Genomic DNA, 24,703 nt, shown 5'->3' with positions numbered 1-24,703 from the left:
AGGTCGGCGCAGATTCAGCGGCCCAGGTAGCGCGGCGCGCGCTTTTCCTTGAAGCTGCGCAGGCCTTCGGCTGCATCGGCCGTGCTCGCGGCCAGGGCTGCGGCCATGGCTTCCAGCGCGGCGGGTGCGTCTTCGCCGGCGGCGGCATTGATCAGTTGCTTGGTCAGCTGCAGTGCCACGGGCGCCTGGCCTGCCATGTCGTGGGCCAACGCAGCAGCGCGCAGGCCCAGTTCGCTGGCCGGCACCCGTTCATGCACCAGCCCGCAGGCCAGCGCCTGATCGGCGGACAGCCGCACGCCGCCCAGGGCCAGGTACTTCGCGTGGCCGGGGCCGATCAGCCGCACCAGCCGCTGCGAGCCGGACCAGCCGGGACAGGTGGCGATCGATGCCTCTGGCAGCGCGAACTGCGCCGTATCGACGGCGATGCGCACATCGCTGGTGATGGCCAGCTCCAGCCCGCCGCCGAACGCATGGCCGTTGAGCGCCGCAATCACGGGCTGGCGCAGCCGCGCCCAGCGGTCGAACACCTGGTGGCCACGGCGCAACCACTGCCGCCACATGTCCAGCGGCTGCAGCGCGGCCCAGGCATGGATGTCGGCGCCCGCGCAAAAGGCCCTGTCGCCACGGCCGGTCAGCACCACGGCACGGATGGCGCCATCGGCCTCGATCTCGCGCGCCATGTGCTCCAGTGCGTCGAGCATGCAGGGGGTCAGCGCGTTCAGCCGTGCGGGCCGGTCTATCGTGACCTGGGCCACGGGGCCCTGGCGCACCAGTTGAACCAGGGTCTCAGCCACGGCGGACCTCCCGGGCCTGCAGGGCCAGGCCAAAGGGCGCATCGTGGAACAGGCGCTCATCCATTCGCCGCAGGTCGGGCGCCACCTGCAGCGCCATGCCGGCCTGCTCCAGCACATCGCGCTGCAGGTCCACGCCGGGCGCGATCTCGCGCACGACCAGTCCCTGGTCTTCGAGGTCGATGACGCAGCGCTCGGTCACATAGCGCACCCGCTGCCCGCGCTGGCGCCCGACCAGGCCGCTGAAGCTGATGTGCTCGGCCGTGCCGACGAACTTGCGCGTGCCGCCCTCCTCGAGGATGTCCAGCCGCCCGTCGCCCACGCGCAGCCTGGCGCCGGCCGTGAAAAGTCCGCAGAAGACGATGCGCCGCGCATGGGCCGTGATATCCACAAAGCCGCCGCAGCCGGCCGTCAGATAGGGCCTGGCCCCCAGCCGCGAGACATTGACGCTGCCATCGCCATCCACCTGCAGGAAGGACAGCAGCGTCACATCGAAGCCCCCGCCCTGGAAATAGGTGAACTGCTGGGGCGAGGCCACGATGGCATCGGCATTGGCCGCGCAGCCAAAGGCAAAGCCCAGCAGCGGCATGCCGCCGACGGCGCCCTGCTCTATCACCCAGGTCACCTCGCCATGCAGGCCCTCCTCGAGCAGGATGCGCGGCACATTGGCCGCAATGCCAAAGCCCAGGTTGGCGGCATGCCCGTGCGCCAGCTCCATGGCGGCGCGGCGCGCAATCACCTTCTCGGGCCCCCAGGCCTGGGGCTCGAAGCCGGACAGCGGTTGCGCAACCTCCCCGCTGATGGCCGGGTCGTACACCGTCTGTGTGGTCTGCCACTGATCGGCATCGACCACCACATGGTCCACCAGATGGCAGGGGACGCGGACATCGTGCGGCCTCAGGTGGCCGGCCCTGACGATGCGCTTGACCTGGGCGATGACGATGCCACCGTTGTTGCGTGCGGCCATCGCCTGCTCCAGCGCGCCCAGCAGCGCGCCTTCGTGCTCATAGCCCAGGTTGCCGCGCTCATCGGCCGTGGTGGCGCGCAGGACGGTCACGTCGGGCGCCACAGCGGGAAAGAACAGCCAGTCGCGCCCGTCGAAATGCTGCAGGCGCACTACCGGATGGCGGCTGGCCGGCTCGTTCATCGCGCAGCCCTGCTGTGCGGGATCGACAAAGGTGCCCATGCCCGCCTGGGTCAGCACGCCCGGGCGCCGCGCAGCCGCCTCGCGGTGCATGTCGAACAGGATGCCGCTGGGGATGTTGTAGGCCTGGATCTGGTTGTCCACCACCATGCGCCAGATCGCAGGCATGGGCAGCGAGGACGGGCCGCTGGGATATGAGCCGGCCAGGACACGCGACAGCAGCCCGGGCCGGGCCAGATGGTCCATTCCCTTGATGCCGTACATATCGCCGGCCGCAATCGGGTGCAGCGTGGTCAGGTTGCGCGGAGCACCCTCGCGTTCGAAGCGCTCGCCAATGGCGGCCAGCACCTTGTCGGGGCAGCCCAGCCCGCTGGACGAGCTCACGCTGACGATGTCGCCGTCGCGCAGCAAGGCTGCAGCCTGTGCGGCGGTGATGTGCTTGCTCATGCGGCCGCCCCCCGTTCCCGTGCAAGGGGATTGGCTATGGGCACGGCCCGGCCCGTGCGGCAGGCCTGGGCCATGGCCACCGCCGCCGCCAGCGAGCGCACGCCGTCCTCGCCGGTGGCGGCAGGCAGGCCTTCGCCGCGCAGGGCGGCGCAGAACGTGGCCACCCCATGCGCGTAGAGACCGTGGTGCTCCACGGCAATGGACTGCTCGCCGGCCCCATTGCGCAGCAGCACCTCGCCGCCCGGCCGCTGCGTCATCACATCGCGCCCGATGAGCGAGCCCGAGGTGCCATGGATCTCGATGCCGGTTCCCGCATGCGCCACGGTGAATGCCGCATGCAGTTGCGCCAGCACGCCGTTGTCCAGCCGCAGCACGGCCATCACGCCGTCCGCCACGCCGTTGCGGGACAGCGGTCCTTGCTGCTCCAGCGCCACCGCCTCCACCGGCTCAGCCCCCAGGATGAAGCGCAGCGCATCCACGTCATGCACGCCGATGTCGAGGATCACGCCACCGGCCTCGGGCCGCTCCAGCCGCCAGCCCTGCACAGAGGGCGGCAGTTCGATGGCGTGGAAGACGCGCGCAAACAGCGGCTGGCCCACGGCGCCATCGCGCACCAGCTCGCGCATCCTGCGGTGCGTTGCCGCGTTGCGCAGGTGGTGATTGGTGCCCAGCACCACGCCTGCGGCCCGGCATGCCCTCACCATGTCCAGCGCCTGCTGCACGGTCAGCGCCAATGGCTTCTCGCACAGGACATGCTTGCCGGCCGCTGCCGCAGCAAGGACCTGGGCGTGGCGCAATTCGTTGTCGGAGCTGACGTAGACCACCTGGACTGACGGGTCGGCCAGCATGGCGGGCACCGAGTCGTAGGCGCGGGCAATGCCCTGCTCGGCAGCAAACTGCGCCGCGCGCTTTGCACTGCGGCTGGCGACCGCCGCCACCGTGTGCCCGCGCTGCGCGCGGATGGCACCGATCATGTGATCGGCAGCAATGGTGCTGGCCCCTATCAATCCCCAACCGACCTCGCTCATGATCTCCCTCCATTTATTGATAATTTCTATTGGAACGTTCTAATTGATTATTGGAACGTTCCAAAAGAAGATCAAGCACAATCGCGCCGACCCAGGGAAAACACCGAACCATGATGAACAAGCCCCCTTCCGTGCGCGCCGTGACCATCCTTGACGTGGCGGCTGCGGCCCAGGTCTCCAAATCAACGGTGTCGCTGGTGCTCAAGGGCAGCCCCCTGATTCCGGCCGAGACATCGGAGCGCGTGCGTGCAGCGGCAGCGCAGCTCGGCTACGTCTACAACCGCCGCGCCGGAGAGCTGCGGCGCCAGTCGTCCAACATGGTCGGAGTCGTGATCAACGACCTGATGAACCCCTTCTTTGCCGAGGTGCTGGCGGGGCTGGAGCGCAGGCTGGCCGATGCCGGCTTCATCACGCTCATGGCCCACACCAGCGAAAGCCTGGAGCGCCAGCAAAAAGTGCTGACCACCATGCGCGAGCACAACGCGGCAGGCATTGCGCTGTGCCCGGCGCTGGACACGCCGGCCTCGCTGGCGCAGGACCTGCAGTCATGGGGCATTCCCCTGGTGGTCATGATCCGCACGCTGGGCGAGGGAAGCTACGACTTCGCAGGCGCCGACAACGCCCACGGCGTGATGGCGGCCACGCGCCACCTGCTGGCGGCCGGGCATCGCCGCATCGGTTTTCTGGGAGGGCTGGACGGCCTGATGCTGGAGCAGCGCCTGAGCGGCTGCAGGGCCGCCTTTGCCGATGCGGGCCTGGCTTTCGATGAAGACCTGGTTTTCTCCGCCAGCCCCACGCGCACGGGAGGGCATGACGCCATGCGCAGCCTGCTGGCCGCGCAGCCAGCCATCAAGGCGGCCATCTGCTACAACGATCTGGTGGCCTTTGGCGCACTGTCTGCCCTGGACGAAAACGGACTGCGCGCAGGCAAAGACTTCGCGCTCATGGGCTTCGACAACGTGTTCGATGCCGCGCATTCCCATCCCCCCCTGAGCACGGTGGACGTGCGCCCCGCCGAGCTTGGCAAACAGGCTGCCACCTTGCTGCTGGCACGCATGGCCCATCCGGGCCAGCCCCGCCAGCAGTTGTTGGCCAGGCCCAAGCTGGTGCTGCGCCAGTCAGCCTGAAGACCGCGGCGCGGTCGGAACTGGCCCGGATACCGACTGGCTACACCGCGCTGAGCGGGATGCGCTCTGGCCTGCCGGCTTTTGATGAACCAGGCTCATGGTTTCATGAGATAAGACCACTTTACTTCATCGATTGCCGTCCATAACATCCGCACCTATTGCTTGCCCGCAGTTTTCGGCAAGGGCATGAATCAGGTCGCAGATCACAATGAACCAAGAACTCAGCTTCCATCTCAAGCGCATTCGTTTCGATGAAGACTATCAACCATCGGACAGCACGCGCATTACCACCAACTTTGCCAATCTGGCCCGTGGCGATTGCCGGCAGCAGAACCTGCGCAACACGCTGAGGATGATTGACAACCGCTTCAACGACCTGGCCCACTGGGACAATCCCACGGGAGATCGCTACTCGGTGGAGCTCGAGATCATCTCGGTCGAAATGGGAATTGGCGCCAGAAACGGCCTTGGTGCGTTTCCGTTGATCGAGATATTGAAGACCAGCATCCTCGACAAGAAGAACCACAAGCGCATAGACGGCATCGCAGGGAACAATTTCTCCTCCTACGTGCGCGACTACGATTTCAGCGTTGTGCTTGCGGAGTACAACGCCAACCGATCTGAATTCGGCACCCCCGATGATTTTGGCGACTTGCATGGGAAGCTGTTCAGGCAATTTTCCAGCTCAGGCACCTACAGGCAGCACTTCGACAAGCCGCCCGTCATCTGTATCAGCGTGTCCACCAGCAAGACCTACCAGCGCACCGGAAACCGGCACCCCATACTGGGCATCGAGTATCGGCAGAGCGAGTTCTCCTCGACCGACCGGTATTTCGAGAAGATGGGAATGCAGGTTCGCTTCTTCATGCCTCCAAATGGCGTTGCGCCACTGGCCTTCTACTTTCACGGCGACCTGCTGAACGACTATACGAATATCGAGCTGATCGGCACGATCAGCACCATGGAGACCTTCCAGAAGATTTATCGCCCCGAAATCTACAACGCGAATTCTGCAGCCGGGATGCTCTATCAACCCAGCCTGAAGAATCACGATTACTCGTCGACGCAGATTGTCTATGACCGGGAAGAGCGCAGCCAGTTGGCTGTCAAGCAGGGCAAGTTTGCAGAGCAGCACTTCATCAAGCCGTACAAGAATGTGCTTGAGCAATGGGCTGCCGATTTCGCCCTGTAGCCACCCGCCGCCATGCCTGCCATGGCACCCAATCCGTGGCGGGCCGGGAAAACCGTCCCGGAGCACGCCCGCCATACCCCTGTTTGATTTGAAGGAATTCCCAGATGTTCGAAACCTCGATCGCCGGCAGCCTGCCCAAGCCCGCCTGGCTGGCTGAAACCAACAAGCTCTGGCCCCAGTGGAAGGCCGAAGGCGATGCGCTTCGCCAGGCCAAGGCCGATGCAACCCTGCTGTGGATCAAGGCCCAGGAAGACGCAGGCCTGGACATCGTGTGCGACGGCGAGCAGTCGCGCCAGCACTTCGTGCACGGCTTCCTGGAGCAGGTCGAGGGCATCGACTTCGAGAACAAGGTGAAGATGGGCATCCGCGACAACCGCTACGACGCGATGGTGCCGCAGGTGGTGTCGGCCCTGCGCCTGAAGGGACGCGTGCATGCCTTCGAGGCGCAACTGGCACGCGCGCACACCAGGAAGAAGCTGAAGTTCACGCTGCCCGGCCCCATGACCATCGTCGACACCGTGGCGGACCGCTTCTATGGCGACAGGGTGAAGATGGCCTTCGCCTTCGCCGAGCTGCTCAACCAGGAGGCCCTGGCGCTGCAGGCCGACGGCGTGGACATCATCCAGTTCGACGAGCCCGCCTTCAACGTCTACATGAAGGACGCCGCCGACTGGGGCGTGCAGGCGCTGGAACGTGCGGCGCAGGGCCTGACCTGCACGACGGCCGTGCATATCTGCTACGGCTACGGGATCAAGGCCAATACGGACTGGAAAAGCACCCTGGGCGATGAATGGCGCCAGTACGAGACGGTGTTCCCCGCGCTGGCCAAGAGCCGCATCGACCAGGTGAGCCTGGAGTGCATCCACTCCCACGTGCCGCCCGACCTGATGAGGCTGCTGGCCGGCAAGGACGTGATGGTCGGCGTGATCGACGTGGCCAGCGACGTGGTAGAGACCCCCGAAGAGGTGGCCGACACCATCGGCCAGGCGCTGGAGTTCGTGCCGAAGGAGCGGCTGTTCCCCTGCACGAACTGCGGCCTCGCACCCATGGGCCGCGACGTGGCGTGGCGCAAGCTGCAAGCGCTGGCAGAAGGCACGCGGCTGGCAAAGGAGCGGTTGGCCGCTGCGTAAGTCGCGCCCGGCCGCCACGCCGGGCTACCCAGGGCTGCGATGGATCTGCAATGCGGCAGAACAAAAACCCCAGCGCACCCTGCATCAAAGGGCTTGTTCGTCCGGACCGGGCCAGCCCCGCCAGCCATTGCTGGCTACACGTCGGCTGGTACAGCGGGCGAGCCTGAGTCAACCTGGGCCAGCCGTGCCGCCCACCATCTCCCGCACCCAGCCCGGCAGCTCGACGGCCTTCTGCCTGGGAAAGTCCACCCAGATGACGGTGCCGCCACCGGCCGCGCAGATCACGCCGGGTTCGGAGACGCGTTCCATGGTTCCCCAGGTCTCGAAGGTGGTGCGGCCGGGGTCGCTGACGTACATCTTGAGCAGTACTTCGTCGGGATAGGCCAGTTGCTGGTGGAAGTTGCAAAAAGCATTGACGATGACCGGCCCCTGCCCGCCCGGCGTAGGCGCCATGCCCGCTTCAACCATCCAGTCGATGCGTGCAGTCTCCAGATAGCGGAAGTACATGGCGTTGTTGACATGGCCCATGGCGTCCATGTCGCCCCAGCGCACTTTGAATCGCATCTCGTGAACCCATTTTTTATATTCTGGAATCTCTATGCGCATGCCTGCAGTCTCCTTGTTGTAGCGCCACCGCAAGGCACCATGCCCCGCAGCCCCCGGTCACTGTGCAGCAGGGCGGATTCCCGCGCTGTCACCTATCAGCAACGGCAGGGTCCAAGCACGTCATAGAATCCACCGCATTGCGGCTTTTGCGCTGCAACCGAACAAACGTTCGGTCTGCCGACCATCCTGTTTTTCAATATCCAAGCGAGACACCCCGATGACGAACGAAGAAATCCTGGCCCAGTACGGGCCGCGCGAAGCCATGGAATACGACGTGGTGGTGGTCGGCGGCGGCCCCGGCGGGCTGGCCACGGCCATCCGCCTCAAGCAGCTGGCGGCCGAAAAAGGCCAGGATGTCTCCGTCGTCGTGCTGGAAAAGGGGTCGGAGCCCGGTGCCCACATCCTGTCGGGCGCCATCATGGATCCGCGTGCGCTGACCGAGCTGATCCCTGACTGGAAGGAAAAGGGCGCGCCCCTGACCCAGCCCGTCACCGATGACGCCATGGTCTTCCTGGGCGAGAAATCCGCCCTGCGCACGCCCAACTTCCTGCTGCCGGCCTGCTTCCAGAACCATGGCAACTACATCGTTCGCCTGGGCTACGTGGTCAAGTGGCTGGGCGAGCAGGCCGAGGCACTGGGCGTTGAAATCTTCCCGGGCTTTGCTGCCGCCGAGGTGCTCTACAACGAGGACGGTTCGGTCAAGGGCGTGGCCACCGGCAACATGGGCATCGGCAAGGACGGCGAGCCCACGGGCGAGTTCCAGCTGGGCATGGAGCTGCACGCCAAGTACACGATCTTTGCCGAAGGCTCACGCGGCCACCTGGGCAAGCAGATCATTGCCAAGTACCAGCTGGACGCCGGCAAGGACCCGCAAAGCTACGGCCTGGGCATCAAGGAGCTGTGGGAAATCGACCCGGCACGCCACAAGCCCGGCTTCGTGATGCACACGGCCGGCTGGCCCATGGACAGCAAGACCTACGGCGGCGCCTTCCTCTACCACCTGGACGACAACAAGGTCACGCTGGGCTTCATCACGGGCCTGGACTATGCCAACCCCTACCTGAGCCCCTTCGAGGAATTCCAGCGCTGGAAGACCCATCCCAACATCCGCTACTACCTGGAAGGCGACGAGTCCAAGGGCATCAAGCCGGCCAAGCGCCTGGGCTACGGCGCGCGCGCCATCACGGCCGGCGGCCTGCTGTCCCTGCCCAAGTTCGTGTTCCCGGGCGGCGCGCTCGTGGGCTGCGACGCAGGTTTCCTGAACGTCAGCCGCATCAAGGGCAGCCATGCCGCCATCAAGACCGGCATGCTGGCCGCCGAGGCCGCCTATGACGCCATCGTCGCGGGCCGCCAGGGCGACGAGCTGGGCGCCTATGTCCAGGCCTTCGAGAACAGCTGGCTGTACGAAGAGCTGAACAAGTCGCGCAACTTCAAGGCCTGGTTCAAGAAGGGCCTGACCACGGCCACGCTGATGAACGGCATCGAGCAGTTCGTGCTCAAGGGCAACATCCCCTGGACGCTGCACCGCGACAAGCCCGACCACGCCTACCTGAAGCCGGCGGCCGAGTGCAAGCCCATCGACTACCCCAAGCCCGATGGCAAGCTGACCTTCGACCGCCTGTCCAGCGTCTTCATCAGCAACACCAACCACGCCGAAGACCAGCCCGCCCACCTGACGCTCAAGGACGCCTCGGTGCCCGTGGCCATCAACCTGGCCAAGTACGCAGGCCCCGAGCAGCGCTACTGCCCGGCCGGCGTCTATGAGTTCGTGGACGACACGGCCCAGGGCGGCAAGCGCCTGCAGATCAACGCCCAGAACTGCGTGCACTGCAAGACCTGCGACATCAAGGACCCCACGCAGAACATCGTCTGGGTCACGCCCGAAGGCGGCGGAGGGCCGAACTACGCGGGCATGTGATCCGCGCGCCACACCGGCCCTTCTCTGAAGCCTGCCCAAGCCTGCTTGTGCAGGCTTTTTCTTTGAGCCTCGTCAAAGCAACATCGGCGCAGAAAGCATAGAAGGCCATCCGAAATGCCATCGCACGCAATAAAAATGCACGGCAAAGCCAAAAACAGGCCCTTGAAGACGCAAACCTGCATCGCCAAACCTGTCCAAGACGCATGAAAAAGTTGCACCTAGGGCATTCCCCGCAGATTTCATGCCAATTTTTAGATACAAACCTATAGGTGAAAACCGGGTCGTCCAAACGCCAAGGCGTACAGGGCGGCTGCAGTAGACTTTGCCGCGAAGCGCCGCGACCGTCCTGTGCGGCCTTCTGCTGAGCAAACAGGAACAACCACAAGCACGTTGGAGATACACGTATGAAGCACTTGTCTTGGGCGCCCCTGGGCGCGCTGGCCCTGGCAATTTCCGCCATTGCGGGCGGCGCCCACGCCGCTGACGAGAAGTCGGTCGCAGTGACCGCCATCGTCGAGCATCCTGCACTCGACGCCGTGCGCGACGGCGTGCAGGCCGCGCTCAAGGAAGCAGGCTACGAAGCCGGCAAGAACCTCAAGTGGCAGTACCAGAGTGCCCAGGGCAACACCGGCACGGCCGCGCAGATCGCTCGCAAGTTCGTCGGCGACAAGCCTGATGCCATCGTCGCCATCGCCACGCCCTCGGCCCAGGCCGTGGTCGCCGCCACCAAGACCGTGCCCGTGGTGTTCTCCGCCGTGACCGACCCCGTGGCCGCCAAGCTGGTGCCCAGCTGGGAGCCTTCCAAGAACAACGTGACCGGCGTGTCCGACCTGCTGGCCCTGGACAAGCAGATGGAGCTGGTCAAGCAGGTAGTGCCCAACGCCAAGCGCGTGGGCATGGTCTACAACCCCGGCGAGGCCAACTCCGCCGTGGTCGTCAAGGAACTCAAGACCCTGCTGCCCAAGCTGGGCATGACCCTGGTGGAAGCCGCCGCTCCCCGCTCCGTGGACGTCAGCAGCGCTGCACGCAGCCTGGTCGGCAAGGTCGATGTGATCTATACCAACACCGACAACAACGTGGTCTCGGCCTACGAGTCGCTGGTCAAGGTCGGCCAGGACGCCAAGATCCCGCTGGTGGCCTCGGACACCGACTCCGTCAAGCGCGGCGCCGTGGCGGCCCTGGGCATCAACTACCGCGATCTGGGCGAGCAGACCGGCCGCATGGTGGTGCGCATCCTCAAGGGCGAGAAGCCCGGCGACCTCAAGACCGAAGTCAGCACCAAGATGGAGCTGTTCGTGAATCCGGGCGCCGCCGAGAAGCAGGGCGTCAAGCTGTCCGACGCGCTGGTCAAGTCGGCCGCCCAGGTGATCAAGTAATACCCGGGGTTTGCCTGCCCGGGACCAACCCGGGCAGTGCGCCCACGGTGGCAGGCGCCATGGCAACATGGCCCTGCCCTTTTTTTAAGTCGTTTTCCGTTCCCACGCGCCTGTCGCTCTTCCTATGTCCCTCTTTTCATTGCTCGGTGCCGTCGAGATCGGCCTGATCTTCAGCCTGGTGGCGCTGGGCGTCTTCATCTCGTTCAGACTGCTGCGCTTTCCCGACCTCACGGTGGACGGCAGCTTTCCGCTGGGCGGCGCCGTCTGCGCCATCCTGATTTCCACGGGCACCAATCCCTGGCTGGCCACGCTGGCCGGCACGGCCGCTGGCGCCGTCGCGGGCCTGATCACGGGCTGGCTCAATGTGCGCCTGAAGATCATGGACCTGCTGGCCTCCATCCTGATGATGATCGGGCTGTACTCAGTCAACCTGCGCATCATGGGCGGCCCCAACGTGCCGCTGATCAACGAGACCACGCTGTTCACCCTGCTGCAGCCCGACAGCGTGGCCGACTATGTGATGCGCCCGCTGATCCTGTTCGTCATCGTCGTGCTGGCCAAGCTGGGCCTGGACTGGTTCTTCGCCACCGAGCGGGGCCTGGCCATCCGCGCCACGGGCTCCAACGCCCGCATGGCACGCTCGCAGGGCGTGAACACCGGCGCCATGATCCTGCTGGGCATGGCGATCTCCAACGGCTTGGTCGGCCTGGCCGGCGCGCTGTTCGTGCAGACCCAGGGCGGCTCGGACATTTCCATGGGCATCGGCACCATCGTCATCGGCCTGGCTGCCGTGATCGTGGGCGAGTCCATCCTGCCTTCGCGCCGCATCGTCTGGGCCACGCTGGCCGTGGTGGTGGGCGCCATCGTGTACCGCTTCTTCATCGCAGCGGCCCTCAACAGCGATTTCATCGGCCTCAAGGCCCAGGATCTGAACCTTGTCACCGCGCTGCTGGTGACCGTCGCCCTGGTGATCCCCCAACTGAAGCGCAAATTTGCGCAAAGGAAATGACACCCCCTGAGCGGCTATGCCGCTTCCCCCTCTCTACTCGCTGCGCGAGGGAGGGGAACGACGCCATCGCTGCGGGGCGGCCCTTGCTAGGCGTCCCTGAGTTTGGACCGCGTCAGTTCAAGCACCACGCCTTGAGCGACTGAACGAAGAAATACCGGAGATTGCACTCATGCTGAGCGCACAACAACTCGAAATCACCTTCAACCCCGGCACGCCCATCGAAACGCGGGCGCTGCGCGGCATGTCGCTGGACATTCCCGACGGCCAGTTCGTCACCGTCATCGGCTCCAACGGCGCCGGCAAGTCCACCTTCCTGAACGCCGTCTCGGGCGACCTGTCCGTGGACAAGGGCCGCATCGAGATCGCCGGCCAGGACATGACGCGCCTGCCCGTGTGGGCACGTTCCGAGCGCGTGGCCCGCGTCTTCCAGGACCCCATGGCGGGCACCTGCGAGGACCTGACCATCGAGGAAAACATGGCCCTGGCCCAGCGCCGCGGCACCTTCCGCCGCCTGAGCCGCGCCGTCAAGGCCGAGATGCGCGACAACTTCCGCGAGCGCCTGTCCATCCTGGGCCTGGGCCTGGAAAACCGCCTGACCGACCGCATCGGCCTGCTGTCGGGCGGCCAGCGCCAGGCCGTGAGCCTGCTGATGGCGGCGCTGCAGCCTTCGCGCATCCTGCTGCTGGACGAGCACACCGCCGCGCTCGACCCGCGCACGGCCGACTTCGTGCTGCAGCTGACGGCGCGCATCGTCTCCGAGGCCAAGCTCACCACCATGATGGTCACCCACAGCATGCGCCAGGCGCTGGACGTGGGCGAGCGCACGGTGATGCTGCACCAGGGCCAGGTGGTGCTCGACGTCAGCGGCGAGGAACGCGCCCGCATGGACGTGCCCGACCTGCTGCAAATGTTCGAGAAAGTGCGCGGCGAAAAGCTGGCAGACGACGCGCTGCTGCTGGGCTGAGCTGAACTGGGCTGAAACAGCCCGCATAAGATAAAAGGGCGCTGCGGCGCCCTTTTTCACGGCCCCTGCCCTGGCCTTTTGACTTCAGAAAGCCGATCCCCCATGTCCCATCTCCTTTTCAAGGCCGCAAGTGCCGGTGATGTCGCTGCAATCGATGCCCAGTTGGCCCGCGGCGCAGACATAGATTGGCGCCACAAGGGAACCGGCAGGACGGCACTGATCGAGGCCAGCATCCAGCGGCAGCCGCAGGCCGTGGCCGCCCTGCTGCGCCACGGAGCATCGCTCAACCTGCAATGCAAGGCGCTTGGAAGCACGGCATTGGCCTGGGCGGCGAGCCTGGGCGATGCGGCCATCGCTGCAATGCTGCTCTCGCACAATGCCGACATCGAAATCGCCTCGCCCGAGCTGGGCCGCACGGCACTGATGAGCGCCGCGCAGGCCGGCCATACGGAACTGGTGGCCTTGCTTCTGGAGGCAGGTGCCGATCCCGCACCGCTGGATTTTCGCCAGGAAAACGCCTGGGCGCTGGCCCGGGCCAAGGGACATACGCAGGTCATGGCACTGCTGGAGAGGTCTGGCAGCGCCAGCCCGCCGCCGCCTGCAGCACCGCAGGCTCAGGATTGGCCAGAGACACCACCGGGCACCGAAACGCAGACGCCTGAACGAGTGGTTCGCGCCTACATCCTGGCCATGGAAGCCTGGGAACGCAAAGGCGTCGCCAGGCACGCCGCATCCGCATCCGCATCCGCAGCCGCGCCTGAGTTCTGGGCAGAGCAACTGGACATCGTGGCCAAGTACTGCACCTCCAAGCCGCGCGCCTACGCCCACAGCTCTTTTGGCACACCCACCCACCACTCCGCGCAAGACCTGCTGCTGTCGGTGACCCAGCAATCCGCATCGAGAATGGAACTCATCGTTCTTCGCGCCAGCGAGTCCATGGCATACGAACACCGCTTCTCCGTACATCGCAAGGCGGGACAGTGGCGCATCGACAGCCTGGCGCGCCGCCTGCACGGAACGCAGAAGTGGGAGCGCGACATTCTCTAGCTGGCCGGCCATCCCGGCGACAGCCAACCGCCAGCCCGCTAAACCCACACATCGTTGGACGCCGTCCTCTCGCCGCCTTCCTCCCCGGTGTTCAGCACACCGCGCGGCTCGATCAGCAGGAGGCGGGCTTCCCGCTCGGCGCTGGGCTTGTGCTCCGTGCCTTTGGGGACCACGTACAGCTCGCCCTGACGCAGCAGCACATGGCCATCACGGAAGTCGATGCGCAGCTCGCCATCCAGCACCAGGAAGGCTTCATCCGTTTCGGCATGCGAGTGCCAGATGAACTCGCCCTGCACGCGCACGATCTTGAATTGGTAGTCGTTCATTTCGGCAACGACGCGGGGGCTCCACTGGCCGGTGAAGCGGCTGAATTTGTCGGGGAAGTTGATGGCCTCGCAGGGGCGGTTTTCAACGGGGAACGTCATGGGCAGACCTTATGAAAGCGTGTGAAGCCTCCATGCTAGGAAGCGCCTTCCCTGCGGTCTTGCACGATCGTGCAGCTCAGGCCGCGCCCAGGCGCCTGAGCCAGCGTGCGGGCGGCACGCCATAGGCCATGGCGAACTGGCGTGCCATGTGGCTCTGGTCGAAGAACCCGGCTTGCAGGGCAGCCTCGGCCACGGGCTGCCCCGCCAGCAGCAGGCGCCGCACGGTGTCCAGCCGGCGCATGCTCAGGTAGCGGTAGGGGCTGGTGCCGTAGAGCGCGCGGAAATCCCGGCACAATCGCCAGCGGTCCAGGCCGCTGGCCTGGGACAGCGCCTCCAGGGTTACGCCCTGCTCCAGCGAATCATGGATGCAGGCGCGGGCGCGCTCCACGGCCACCAGGTCCGGCAGACGCCTGAGCTTGCGCCGACCGGCCACGGCCTCCAGGGCCAGCGCCAGGTCGTAGAGGGCATCGTCGCGTGCCAGCGGCTCAAGGTCCTCGTCCAGGCATTGCAGCAAGGGCAGCAGCGCAGCCTTGAGCCGGGGATCAGCCGAAAGTCCTCCCTCGACGAAAGGCAAGGGCCTGCCGCCCAGCACCTGCTGGATCAGGGCCGGCTCCACATAGACCATGCGGTAGCGAAAGCCCGCGTCGGTGCCCGCGTGGCCGTCATGCAATTCATCGGGATGCAGCACCATGGCACCGCCCGGCAGGCTGTGCCGCTGGCTGCGGCGGTAGGCAAAGCTCTGCACGCCGGACAGCGTCAGGCCCAGCGCGTAGGTGTCGTGCCTGTGGGGCGCGTAGCCGTGCCCGCCGAAGTAGGCCTCGATGCGCTCCAGGCCTGCGCCCAGCAGCGAATGCCGGACCCAGTCGCTGGAGATGCTCGTTTCTGCCATGTGGGTTGGTGGTGAGGGGTGTGCAAAGCAGCCGCAGATGGTAACTGCGGGCCAGTGACCTCAAGGCGAGCAGGCAGGCTGCTCCGCGCCCGGCACGGCCTGGATTGCCGGTGCGCGGCGCATGGCCGCCGACACCACCCACCCCAGCAGCGCGATCAGCGCGGCACCCCATTCGGCCTGCTGCAGCCCCCGGGCGGTGGCCTCGCGCAGCGCATCGGGCGCCGTGATTCCGGCCAGCGGCGCGGTGGCCACCATCACCAGCAGGGCCAGCCCCATTGCTGCGCCCACCTGCTGGGCCGTGGCCGCAATGCCCGAGGCCACGCCCTGCTGCGCAGCCGCCACGCCCTGGCCGGCGACCACCCACATGGCGGTCCAGCTGGCGCCCTGGCCCAGGCTGAGCACCACAAAGCCCGGCACCAGCCAGACATAGCTGCCGCCCAGCGGCAGTGCCCAGGCCATGTAGGCCAGGCCGAGGGTGCCTGCGGCCCAGCCGCCCATGAGCACGGTGCGCGGCGTGGAGCGGTGCAGCCAGTGTTCGGCCCAGCGGATGCCCAGCGTGCAGACCGCCGTGGGCAGCAGGAAGGCCAGGCCGGCCTGCAGCGGGCTCCAGCCGTAGATCTGCTGGAAATACAGCGCCAGAAAGTAGTACTGCACGCCAAAGCTGCTCATGAAGATCATGGTCAGCAGCATGGCCGAGCGCAGGCTGGGCACGCGCAGCAGGGACAGCGGCATCAGCGGCGAGGCGATGCGCGCCTCGATGCGCCAGAACAGGACCAGCGCCGCCATGGCCACGGCCAGCGTCCCCAGCGTGGCGGCGCTGGCAAAACCCCATTCAGGGCCTTGCACCAGGGCCGTCACCAGCAGGCTGCTGCCCACGGTCACGCTCAGGCAACCGGCCAGATCAAAGCCCTGGCCCGGTGCGGCACGCCCGGTACGGGCCGAGGGCGGCAGAAAGCGCAGCGCCGCCATGGCACACGGCCAGGCCACGGGCACCAGCACCCACAGCACCCAGTTCCAGCCCAGCAGCGCGCCGGCCGCCAGCCCGCCGGCCGACGCCATGCTCCACACGGCCAGGGCGCGGTTGCGCTCGGGCCCGGCCGCATACAAGGTATTGATCAGCGACAGCGTGGCCGGAAACAGCAACGCCCCTGCCACGCCCTGCCCTGCGCGGCCCAGCACCAGTTGCCAGGGCTGGGAGGCGAAGCCGCCGACCAGCGAGGCCAGGCCGAACAGCGCCATCCCCGCCACATACATGCGCCGCTTGCCCAGCAGGTCCGCACAGCGCCCGCCCAGCAGCAGGCAGCCGCCAAAGGCCACGCTGTAGGCACTGACCACCCATTGCAGGTGGTGCGCATCCATCTGCAGCTGCTGGCCCATGGCGTCGAGCGCGACGAAGACGATGGTGGCATCCAGCGCAATCAGCAACTGGGACAGGGACAGCAGCGCCAGCGCGGCGCGCGGGTGGCGCAGGGCGCCAGCGGGGGAGTCGTTCACAAGCATGGGAGCGATCCTAATTAATGCATTTCTGAAGATAAACATCAGATATTCATTTTTCTTATGCAAAATCGAATCAATCAAACTTGCCATCGCCATGGACCTCAACGCCGTTCAATTGCTCATCAAGGTGGCCGAAAGCCGCAGCTTCACCCAGGCGGCAAGCCTGCTGGGCACCAGCCAGTCCCGCATATCGCGCGCCGTGGCGCAGCTGGAGAAAGACCTGGGCACGCGGCTGCTGCACCGCAATACGCGCAGCGTGTCGCTCACGCCAGACGGCTGCGCGCTGGTGGACCGCTGCGCCCCGCTGATCGCCGGGCTGGAGGAGGCGCGCCAGCTGGTCAGCGACCGGCGCTGCGCGCCCAGCGGCGTGCTGCGCATGACGGCGCCGTCCATGCTGGGCCGCATCGTGCTGGTGCCGCTGCTGGGGCAGTTGCTGCGCGAGCATCCGCAATTGCAGATCGACACCAGCTTCACCGACCGCCTGGTGGACATGGTGGAGGAAGGCTTTGACGCGGCCGTGCGCATAGGCCCGCTGGCAGACAGCCGCATGATCGCCCGCGCCCTGCCGCCGCTGCGCTGGGTGACCGTGGCCTCACCCGCCTACCTGGCGGCGCGCGGCACGCCGCAGACGCTGCAGGAGCTGGCGCAGCACAGCTGCATGGCCGTCTACAACCACTACCTGGGCCGGCGCGTGCCCTGGCAGTTCCTGGCGGGCAATGGCGAGATGCTGGAATGGCCTGCGCCGCAGACCGTGACCTTCGACAGCGGCGACCCGCTGGTGGAAGGCTCGCTGGGCGGCCTGGGCGTAGCCCAGGTCATGGAGTTCGCGGTGCGCGAGCACCTGCAGGCGGGCCGGCTGGTGCGGCTGCTGCCCCAGCACGAGGGCCGCGCCCGCGAACTGTCCCTGGTCTACCCGCGCACGCGCCAGGCCTCGCCGCGCATCAAGGCACTGGCCCAGCTGCTGCTGGCGCAGACACAGTGGTAGGCAGGCAGGCGGGCCGCAGACGGCGTGGCGCCATGCACACAGTGGGATCGGATTCAGTTCCGCTTATGTGGGTGAAGGGGGATTAAACTCCTGCCTTTCCACGATGGCAGCGTTCTCGGACAATCACGCCTTTTCGTGGTGCATGCACCTTGATGGGGCCGCGACACAGCGGCTCTTTTGTTTTTCCTGTTTTGCATTCCTGCCCCCGCGCCGGCCAGCGGCCGCGCGGGATCTGATCCACCAATCGACACATCCATGGCAGCAGACAACTCCAAGAATGCCGCTCCCACCGCGCTCAGGCGCGAACTCAAGGCGCGGCATCTGTCCATGATCGCCATCGGCGGCTCCATCGGCACCGGCCTCTTCGTTGCCTCGGGCGCCACCATCTCGCAGGCCGGCCCCGGCGGCGCCCTGCTGGCCTACATGATCGTGGGCCTGATGGTCTACTTCCTCATGACCAGCCTCGGCGAAATGGCCGCGAACCTGCCCGTCTCGGGCTCGTTCGCCACCTACGGTGCGCGCTATGTGGACGAAGGCTTCGGCTTCGCGCTGGGCTGGAACTACTGGTACAACTGGGCCGTCACCATTGCCGTGGACCTGGTGGCCGCCCAGCTGGTCATGGCCTACTGGTTCCCCGACGGCAACGGCATGCTGTGGAGCGCCCTGTTCCTGGCCATCATGTTCGGCCTCAACGCCATCTCGGTCAAAGGCTTCGGCGAGGCCGAGTACTGGTTCGCCGCCATCAAGGTGACCACCGTCATCCTCTTCATCGGCGTGGGCGTGCTCATGATCCTGGGCATCGTGCGGGGCGGCGCGCCTGAAGGCGTCTGGGGCAACTTTGCCCTGTGGAGCCAGGGCGATGCGCCCTTTGCAGGCGGTTTCTCGGCGCTGATCGGCGTGGCCATGATCGTGGGCTTTTCCTTCCAGGGCACGGAGCTGATCGGCATTGCCGCTGGCGAATCCGAGAACCCCGCCAAGAACGTGCCCCGCGCCGTGCGCCAGGTGTTCTGGCGCATTTTGCTGTTCTACGTCCTGGCCATCCTGGTCATCAGCCTGCTGATCCCCTACACCGATCCGCAACTGCTCAAGAACGACCTGGGCGACATCAGCGTGAGCCCCTTCACCCTGGTCTTCGAGCGCGCGGGCCTGCTGTCGGCCGCCGCCGTGATGAACGCCGTGGTGCTGACCTCGGTGCTGTCGGCCGGCAACTCCGGCATGTACGCCTCCACGCGCATGCTCTACACGCTGGCCTGCCAGCGCATGGCGCCGCGCATGTTCTCGTACGTCAACAAGCGCGGCGTGCCCACGATGGCCCTGCTGGCCACCACGGTCGTGGCTGCGCTGTGCTTTCTGACCAACATCTTCAGCCCCCAGCTGGTCTACATCTGGCTGCTGAATCTGTCGGGCATGACGGGCTTCATCGCCTGGCTGGGCATCGCCATCAGCCACTACCGCTTCCGCAAGGGCTACGAGGCCCAGGGCCTGGACCTGAACCGGCTGCCCTACCGTGCATCGTGGTTCCCGTTCGGCCCCATCTTCGCCTTCGTGCTGTGCATGGTGATCACGCTGGGCCAGAACTACGAGGCCTTCATGGCAGACCGCATCGACTGGACCGGCGTGGTCGCCACCTACATCGGCCTGCCGCTGTTCCTGCTGATCTGGGGCGGCTACCGCCTGGTCAAGGGCACGCACATCGTGCAGTACAAGGACATGCAGCTGGGCTCCAACGTCGATTGACGCCCCGCCCGGTCCCCATGAAAACAGCCCGCAGATGCGGGCTGTCGTCTTTCAGGCATCGGCCGACCACACGGCCAGCTCGTAGCCGTCCGGATCGGTGAAGTGGAACCTGCGGCCCCCCGGGAACGCGAACGCCGCGCGGCTGATCACGGCCCCGGCCGCCTGCACGCGACGCTGCGCCTCGGCCAGATCGTCGGCGTAGAGGATGACCAGCGGGCCGCCGGGCCGCACCTCCTCGCCCGTGGTGAAGCCGCCCGTCAGCCGGCCGTCGCTGAACTCGGTGTAGCTCGGCCCGTAGTCTGTGAAGGTCCAGCCGAAGGCCTCGCCGTAGAACGCCTTGCTGCGTGCGATGTCGGCCACGTTGAATTCGATGTTGTCGATCTGGTGGTTGTTGCCCCTGATGCCCATGTGATGCTCCATTGAATGTCGGTAGGCCGCCATCATCGGCCACGCAGGGGCAGGGCATCTTGAACAAAACGGCCAGCCGGGCCGCTCAATCCAGCAGTTGCTGCAGGGCAGCGCGGGGCGTGATGCCGCACAGCGCCCTCACCTCGCGCGACAGATGCGCCTGGTCCGCATAGCCGGCCTCCGCCGCCAGGGCCGCAAGACCTGCCTGCCGGTCAGACCGTGCCAGGGCCAGCAGGCGCTGAAAGCGCAGCACGCGCTCCAGCGTCTTGGGGCCGTAGCCAAACTGCGCGTGGCACAGGCGGCGCAGGCTGCGCTCGGACATGTCCAGCTGCGCGCGCATCGCGGCCAGCACACCGGATTCGTCCCGCCCGGCTGCAGCCGCCACATTGAACAGCTCCATGGCCTGCCGGTCGGGCTCCGGGGCGTCGCGGCCCATTTGCACCAGTCCATGGATGAACACGGCCTGCCCCGCGCCCGGCTGCGCATCGTTGATGCGATGCAACCACTCCCGCACGCACGGCCCCAGCAGATCGCCCAGTTCCACCGCCTGCCCCACGATCTCGTCCATGGGCAGGCCCAGCCAGGCGCTGGCCGCACCGGGGCCGAAGCGCGCGCCCCATACCTCGGACCCCGGCACGAGCGCGGGCCGCGCAGCCACCCTGTCAGGCCCCACGGCCAGCAGCCGCCCGCCTTTGCAGACGATGTCCACGCAGCCATCGGGCACCACGAGAAAGCCGCCGGCATAGTCCGGGGCCACGGTGCTGCTCCACAGGCACTGGAAGTGCGGCTGCAAGGCGGGCGGCGGGGAGTGTTCGCGGTAGGGAGCGGGCGGCGGCGCCTGGCCAGAGGGCATGGACTTCAGACCCCCAGCGGCAGGTCGGCCTTCTTCAACGTGCGCAGCACAAAGCTGGACTGGCTGTGGCGTATGCCCTTGATCTTGTAGAGCTTCTCGCGCAGGAGGCGCTCGTAGTCACGCGTGTCCTTGACGACGACGCGCAGCAGGTAGTCGTACTCGCCCGAGACCAGGTGCGCCTCCACCACCTCGGGAATGGTCGCCAGCATCTCGCCGAATTTCTCCAGCGTGTTGTCCGAATGGCTGTCCAGCGTGACCTGCACCAGCACCGTATCGCCCAGGCCCAGCGCCAGCGGGTTCAGGCGCACGGTATAGCCCTCGATCACCCCCGCCTCTTCCAGCTTCTTGATGCGTGCCCAGCAGGGCGAGGCGCTCAGGCCCACGGCCGCGCCGATTTCCTGCAGGCTGGCGCGCGCGTTGGCCTGCAGGGCGGAAAGAATCTTTCTGTCGAGGATGTCCATGGCCGGCAATCTACTGCAAAACAGGCAGGTGCAGAATAATTTTCTGTAGCAACGCCTGTTTTGAAGAAATAAAGCAGCATTTTCTGAGGCCAAACGCGCACACTTGTCTGCATGGGAGCACGCTTACCGGCGCAGCAAAACCATTCACCCAGCCCCGCCGACTACCGCCAGCGCCCGGATGCGTGATCCCCTCAGGAACCCGTTACAGGCCGCCCCGCTTATCCGCAGCGGGGCGGCCTGTTGCATTGGGGCACCCGGCAGGCATCCGCAGACACCCGGCAGCGCTTTCCCGCAACGGCGGCCGGTGCACAATGCCTCCCGCAAACGTGCACGCCCATGCACTGACCCTGACGTCGGGCATGCATGGGCGCTCGCCACATCAACCAATCGGCCCCTTGATCCACACCCAAGACAATCCCACCGAAGGCCGCCGGAGGCACTGGCCAACGGATTCTGCAATGCGATGGCTGGCGCAAGCCCTGGCAGCCGCAGCGCTTCTGGCACTGCTCACCCGCTTGCTGCCCAACCCCCAGGCAGCCCAGGGCATTGCGGTCTTTCCCGGCAGGAGCATGGCGCCGGCCGCCATGCTGCTTTACGCGTACATGGGCTCGGCCCTGGCCATCACGCTGATGAGCCTGATCCTGTGGTGCTGGCTCAGGGAAAGGCTCTACATTCTTTGCGCCGCGCTCCTGGCAGCCGGCTTTGCCTACGCCGCCTTCCGTTACCGGCCCGAAGGCCTGTGGCTGCCCGGCGCCGACCAGCCCCAGCATGCGCTGTCCATCGCCTACTGCAGCTTCTGTGTGGTGGCGACGGTGTTTTTCAGCCAATTGTTCGAGTTCCGCCGCCATTGGATCTGGGCTGCGCACCTCTTCAGCGTGGTGGCCTGGCTGAATGCCATCGCACTGGGCCTGGCACTGTTGGGTGGCTATGCGCAGATCTCGCGTGCCGTGGTGTTCACGGCCCTGGTGTCCACATCGTTCGGCGCCGTCTTCGTGCTGTACCTGCTGGTGGTCCGAAGGCAGTGGCAATACCTGCCGGGCGCGCTGGCGTTTGCCGTGCCTTCCGCCCTGGGCATCCTGAACCTGCTGAGAACCCAGGGCCTGCTGCCCGATGTCGCGCTGCCATCGGCCCAGATGCTCTGGTTTGCCGGGCGTGTTTCCGAGGCCATCCTGCTGGGAATGGCGGTGACCAATCGCACGCGGGTGGCGGAGCGCGCCCTGCGCAGTGAGCGGATGCAGGCCCTGTCACGCGCCCAGGCGGCCGAGCGCGAGCTGGAGTCCAAGGTGCTGCAGCGCACCGCACAGCTGCAAACGGCCCAGCAGGCCCTGCAGACCGCCTTGCACAGCGAGCGGGAGATGCGGCTGGAGCAGCGCCAGTTCTTCAACATGATCAACCACGAGTTCCGCACCCCGCTCACCATCGTGGACGGCGCCGCGACCGAGCTGCAGACGTTCCCGACGACGGATGCGGACTCCCTCATCGAGCAGGCGTCCCAGATACGCAGGGCCTCGCGCCGGCTGATGACCCTGGTGGACACCTGCCTGATCAACGACCGGCTGGACGCGGGCGCGTTCCGGCTGCAACTGGAGCAGACGCCATTGGATGAACTCCTGGAGGAGTCTGCAGAGCTCGTCCGCTGGTCCCGGCGGCATCGCCTGAAACTGGATCTGGAACAAGGCCCGCAGCAATGGCAATGCGACCCTGTCCTGGTGCGCATCGCCATCTCCAACCTTGTCGGCAACGCCATCAAATATGCCAAGGCGGGCGACATCACCCTGGCCGCCCGCTGCGATGCGTCCGGTGACCTGCTGATTTCCGTCAGCGACCAGGGACCGGGCCTTGCGCCCGAAGCGGCAAGACAGGTTTTCGAGCCCTATGAACGCGCAAGCGCCACCCGGCACGTCAACGGGCATGGCCTGGGCCTGTCCGTGGTCAGGCGCATCGCCAGGCTGCACGCAGGCGACGCGTTCTTCCAGCCGGCTGCCGGAGGCGGGGCCTGCTTTGTCATCCGGCTGGGCCGGCTCCTGCCCGGCACGGCAGATGCCTGCCAGGAATGTCCGCCAGCGGCAAGGCCGGCCGCCGTGCCGCCGGGCATGCCCGCCTGACGCGGGCAAGGCCGGGGCCTTTGCCCCTGAAGCAGGGCGTGCTCGCGGCGCTCATGGCGCCGCCGCTGTACGGGCCGTCCCGCCCTGCACCACCAGCAGCACTCCACCCAGGATCAAGGCCACGCCGGCCAGGCGCGTCGCATTGACCGGCCGCGCGCCCAGGCCCATCAGGCCGAAGTGGTCCACCAGCACCGAGACCACGATCTGCCCCGCCACCACGCAAACCAGGAAGCCGCCTGCGCCCAGCTTGGGTGTCACGGCCGCCGCACTGGCCACATAGATGGCACCCAGCACGCCGCCTATCCATAGCCACCATGGCCCCGCTGCCGCCTGGGCCATGGCCGGAGCGGGCGCGCGCAGCACCCACAGTGCAGGCACCACGACCATGACGCTCACGGCCAGCGAGACCAGCGTGCCCCACAGCGGGTGGCCCAGCAGACGGCCCACCAGGGCATTGCTGGCAGCCTGGAATGGCAGCATGGCCCCCGCCAGCAGCGCCAGGGCCACGGGAGCAAGGGCGGTGAATGTGCTTTTACCTGTCATGCGGCAAGACCTTTCTTCTTCTGTCAATCGATGCCTGCATGCTCTCGCATCCAGCACGTTGATGGAAATCATTTGTGTGCACGGTCTATATTCATGGCATGGATGAACTGCGCCGTATCGACCTCAACCTGCTGCTGGCCCTGCACGCCCTGCTGGCCGAAAAACATGTGACGCGCGCGGCCCTGCGGCTGCACAAGAGCCAGCCGGCCATGAGCCATTCGCTGGCGCAGTTGCGCGAGCACCTGGGCGACCCGTTGCTGGTGCGGCGCGGTGGCCGCATGGCGCTGACGGCACGCGCGCAAGGCCTGGTGCAACCGCTGGCGGATGCGCTGGGCAGCCTCAACGGCTTGCTGGCACAGGCGGAGTTCGACCCGGCCCACGCACGCGGACGGCTGCGGCTGGCGCTGTCGGACTACGCATCACGCATCGTGCTGCCGCCGCTGATGCGGCATCTGCGCCAGCACGCACCCGGGCTGGACCTGGCCATCAGCCAGTCCACGCGCGAGGTGATGCTGGCCCAGCTGGCCGATGGCGAACTGGACCTGGCCCTGGGCCCCTTCCCCGACGCACCCGACCTGCCCGACGGCATCGAGGTGCAGGATCTGTTCCAGGAACAGTTCGTGAGCGTGGCCGACCAGGCCGTGCTGCCGGCACGCGGCGGGCTGTCACTGCAGGACTGGCTGCAGCGCCCGCACGTCATGCTGGCCATGCGGCCCGACGCCAGCGAGGAGATCGAACGGGCGCTGGCCGCCCAAGGCCTGAGCCGCCGCGTGGTGCTGGCCCTGCCCCACTGGAGCGCGGCGCTGGAGGTGCTGGCAGGCACCGACCTCGTGCTGACCGTGGGCAGCCGCGCCATTGGCGACCTGCGCCGCCACAAAACGCTGCGCCGCTTCACGCCTCCGCTGGAGCTGCCCGAGTTCGCTTACCAGCAGGCCTGGCATGTGCGCAAGCAGGGGGATGCCATGCATCGGTGGCTGCGGCAGGCGGTGGCAGCGTGCTGCCGTGAAAGCCGGTGACAAGG

The 24,703-nt window shown here is 66.6% G+C and carries 23 protein-coding genes; 12 read left to right on the top strand and 11 right to left on the bottom strand.

Annotation, left to right across the window (positions count from 1 at the left end):
* Positions 1-14 precede the first annotated feature (14 nt).
* Genes DTS01S_RS14665 through DTS01S_RS14655 form a run of 3 tightly spaced genes read right to left on the bottom strand, consistent with a single transcriptional unit; the run spans position 15 to position 3,410 of the window.
* Entirely contained in the window at positions 15-794 is a 780-nt protein-coding gene (locus tag DTS01S_RS14665) for an enoyl-CoA hydratase/isomerase family protein (protein ID WP_061287977.1), read from the bottom strand.
* Positions 787-2,382: an acyl CoA:acetate/3-ketoacid CoA transferase gene (locus DTS01S_RS14660; protein WP_046985419.1), complete on the bottom strand. Its 1,596-nt coding sequence runs from the start codon at positions 2,380-2,382 to the stop codon at positions 787-789. Before DTS01S_RS14660 ends, DTS01S_RS14665 begins: the two co-directional genes overlap by 8 nt.
* Entirely contained in the window at positions 2,379-3,410 is a 1,032-nt protein-coding gene (locus DTS01S_RS14655; RefSeq protein ID WP_061287959.1) for a Gfo/Idh/MocA family protein, read from the bottom strand. The genes DTS01S_RS14660 and DTS01S_RS14655 overlap by 4 nt, the downstream gene beginning before the upstream one ends.
* A 110-nt stretch (positions 3,411-3,520) precedes the next feature.
* Here DTS01S_RS14655 and DTS01S_RS14650 point away from each other — a divergent pair, with 110 nt between their 5' ends.
* From DTS01S_RS14650 to DTS01S_RS14640, 3 genes are all read left to right on the top strand, one after another.
* Positions 3,521-4,537, top strand: a complete 1,017-nt coding sequence (locus DTS01S_RS14650) for a LacI family DNA-binding transcriptional regulator (protein ID WP_061287958.1) — start codon at positions 3,521-3,523, stop codon at positions 4,535-4,537.
* 208 nt (positions 4,538-4,745) lie between these two features.
* Positions 4,746-5,729, top strand: a complete 984-nt coding sequence (locus tag DTS01S_RS14645) for a DUF1852 domain-containing protein (RefSeq protein ID WP_016451520.1) — start codon at positions 4,746-4,748, stop codon at positions 5,727-5,729.
* A gap of 104 nt (positions 5,730-5,833) precedes the next feature.
* Positions 5,834-6,859: a methionine synthase gene (locus DTS01S_RS14640; protein WP_061287957.1), complete on the top strand. Its 1,026-nt coding sequence runs from the start codon at positions 5,834-5,836 to the stop codon at positions 6,857-6,859.
* A 168-nt stretch (positions 6,860-7,027) separates the two neighbouring features.
* Here the strand turns inward: DTS01S_RS14640 and DTS01S_RS14635 are convergent, their stop codons facing one another.
* A complete protein-coding gene (locus DTS01S_RS14635) occupies positions 7,028-7,465 on the bottom strand; it encodes an acyl-CoA thioesterase (protein WP_016446312.1) in 438 nt (145 codons plus the stop codon).
* A gap of 217 nt (positions 7,466-7,682) precedes the next feature.
* Here DTS01S_RS14635 and DTS01S_RS14630 point away from each other — a divergent pair, with 217 nt between their 5' ends.
* From DTS01S_RS14630 to DTS01S_RS14610, 5 genes are all read left to right on the top strand, one after another.
* Positions 7,683-9,383 carry an electron transfer flavoprotein-ubiquinone oxidoreductase gene (locus DTS01S_RS14630; protein WP_016446313.1) on the top strand — a complete coding sequence of 567 codons (1,701 nt, stop codon included), beginning with the start codon at positions 7,683-7,685 and terminating at the stop codon, positions 9,381-9,383.
* 404 nt (positions 9,384-9,787) lie between these two features.
* Positions 9,788-10,759, top strand: a complete 972-nt coding sequence (locus DTS01S_RS14625) for an ABC transporter substrate-binding protein (protein ID WP_016446314.1) — start codon at positions 9,788-9,790, stop codon at positions 10,757-10,759.
* 124 nt (positions 10,760-10,883) lie between these two features.
* On the top strand, positions 10,884-11,768 hold the full coding sequence (locus DTS01S_RS14620) for an ABC transporter permease (RefSeq protein ID WP_016446315.1): 885 nt from the start codon (positions 10,884-10,886) through the stop codon (positions 11,766-11,768).
* 169 nt (positions 11,769-11,937) lie between these two features.
* Entirely contained in the window at positions 11,938-12,732 is a 795-nt protein-coding gene (locus tag DTS01S_RS14615) for an ABC transporter ATP-binding protein (protein ID WP_016446316.1), read from the top strand.
* Between the two features lie 102 nt (positions 12,733-12,834).
* Positions 12,835-13,779 carry an ankyrin repeat domain-containing protein gene (locus tag DTS01S_RS14610; RefSeq protein ID WP_017404851.1) on the top strand — a complete coding sequence of 315 codons (945 nt, stop codon included), beginning with the start codon at positions 12,835-12,837 and terminating at the stop codon, positions 13,777-13,779.
* Between the two features lie 38 nt (positions 13,780-13,817).
* Here DTS01S_RS14610 and DTS01S_RS14605 read toward each other — a convergent pair whose 3' ends face one another.
* The 3 genes from DTS01S_RS14605 to DTS01S_RS14595 all read right to left on the bottom strand — a co-directional run bounded on the left by DTS01S_RS14605 (position 13,818) and on the right by DTS01S_RS14595 (position 16,593).
* The gene (locus DTS01S_RS14605) at positions 13,818-14,204 is read right to left on the bottom strand and encodes a cupin domain-containing protein (RefSeq protein ID WP_017404850.1); all 387 of its coding nucleotides are present in this window, start codon (positions 14,202-14,204) and stop codon (positions 13,818-13,820) included.
* Between the two features lie 76 nt (positions 14,205-14,280).
* Complete coding sequence (locus tag DTS01S_RS14600) at positions 14,281-15,093, bottom strand: AraC family transcriptional regulator (protein ID WP_017404849.1); 813 nt, start codon at positions 15,091-15,093, stop codon at positions 14,281-14,283.
* A 60-nt stretch (positions 15,094-15,153) separates the two neighbouring features.
* Positions 15,154-16,593 carry an MFS transporter gene (locus tag DTS01S_RS14595; RefSeq protein ID WP_061287956.1) on the bottom strand — a complete coding sequence of 480 codons (1,440 nt, stop codon included), beginning with the start codon at positions 16,591-16,593 and terminating at the stop codon, positions 15,154-15,156.
* A gap of 91 nt (positions 16,594-16,684) precedes the next feature.
* Here DTS01S_RS14595 and DTS01S_RS14590 point away from each other — a divergent pair, with 91 nt between their 5' ends.
* Together DTS01S_RS14590 and DTS01S_RS14585 are read left to right on the top strand one after the other, a co-directional pair.
* Positions 16,685-17,575: a LysR family transcriptional regulator gene (locus DTS01S_RS14590; protein WP_017404847.1), complete on the top strand. Its 891-nt coding sequence runs from the start codon at positions 16,685-16,687 to the stop codon at positions 17,573-17,575.
* Between the two features lie 255 nt (positions 17,576-17,830).
* Positions 17,831-19,312 (top strand): amino acid permease, encoded by a 1,482-nt coding sequence (locus tag DTS01S_RS14585; RefSeq protein ID WP_061287955.1) that lies wholly within the window; start codon positions 17,831-17,833, stop codon positions 19,310-19,312.
* 51 nt (positions 19,313-19,363) lie between these two features.
* Here the strand turns inward: DTS01S_RS14585 and DTS01S_RS14580 are convergent, their stop codons facing one another.
* The 3 genes from DTS01S_RS14580 to DTS01S_RS14570 form a co-directional block, all read right to left on the bottom strand.
* Positions 19,364-19,720: a VOC family protein gene (locus tag DTS01S_RS14580; protein ID WP_016451512.1), complete on the bottom strand. Its 357-nt coding sequence runs from the start codon at positions 19,718-19,720 to the stop codon at positions 19,364-19,366.
* 85 nt (positions 19,721-19,805) lie between these two features.
* Positions 19,806-20,573 carry a helix-turn-helix domain-containing protein gene (locus DTS01S_RS14575; protein WP_017404845.1) on the bottom strand — a complete coding sequence of 256 codons (768 nt, stop codon included), beginning with the start codon at positions 20,571-20,573 and terminating at the stop codon, positions 19,806-19,808.
* A gap of 5 nt (positions 20,574-20,578) precedes the next feature.
* Entirely contained in the window at positions 20,579-21,034 is a 456-nt protein-coding gene (locus DTS01S_RS14570) for an Lrp/AsnC family transcriptional regulator (protein ID WP_012206124.1), read from the bottom strand.
* 458 nt (positions 21,035-21,492) lie between these two features.
* Between DTS01S_RS14570 and DTS01S_RS14565 the strand changes: the two genes are divergently transcribed.
* Entirely contained in the window at positions 21,493-23,139 is a 1,647-nt protein-coding gene (locus tag DTS01S_RS14565) for a sensor histidine kinase (protein ID WP_017404844.1), read from the top strand.
* A 51-nt stretch (positions 23,140-23,190) separates the two neighbouring features.
* On the opposite strand, the gene DTS01S_RS14560 is transcribed toward DTS01S_RS14565, so the two are convergent.
* On the bottom strand, positions 23,191-23,682 hold the full coding sequence (locus DTS01S_RS14560; RefSeq protein ID WP_026062226.1) for a DMT family transporter: 492 nt from the start codon (positions 23,680-23,682) through the stop codon (positions 23,191-23,193).
* A 98-nt stretch (positions 23,683-23,780) separates the two neighbouring features.
* Here DTS01S_RS14560 and DTS01S_RS14555 point away from each other — a divergent pair, with 98 nt between their 5' ends.
* The gene (locus tag DTS01S_RS14555; protein WP_017404842.1) at positions 23,781-24,698 is read left to right on the top strand and encodes a LysR family transcriptional regulator; all 918 of its coding nucleotides are present in this window, start codon (positions 23,781-23,783) and stop codon (positions 24,696-24,698) included.
* The last annotated feature ends 5 nt before the right edge of the window (positions 24,699-24,703 follow it).

Source organism: Delftia tsuruhatensis NBRC 16741, from assembly GCF_001571325.1.
Classification (GTDB): Bacteria; Pseudomonadota; Gammaproteobacteria; order Burkholderiales; family Burkholderiaceae_C; genus Comamonas; species Comamonas tsuruhatensis.
Note: the sequence above shows the minus strand (reverse complement) of the source record. Positions and strands in the feature narration are given on the sequence as shown.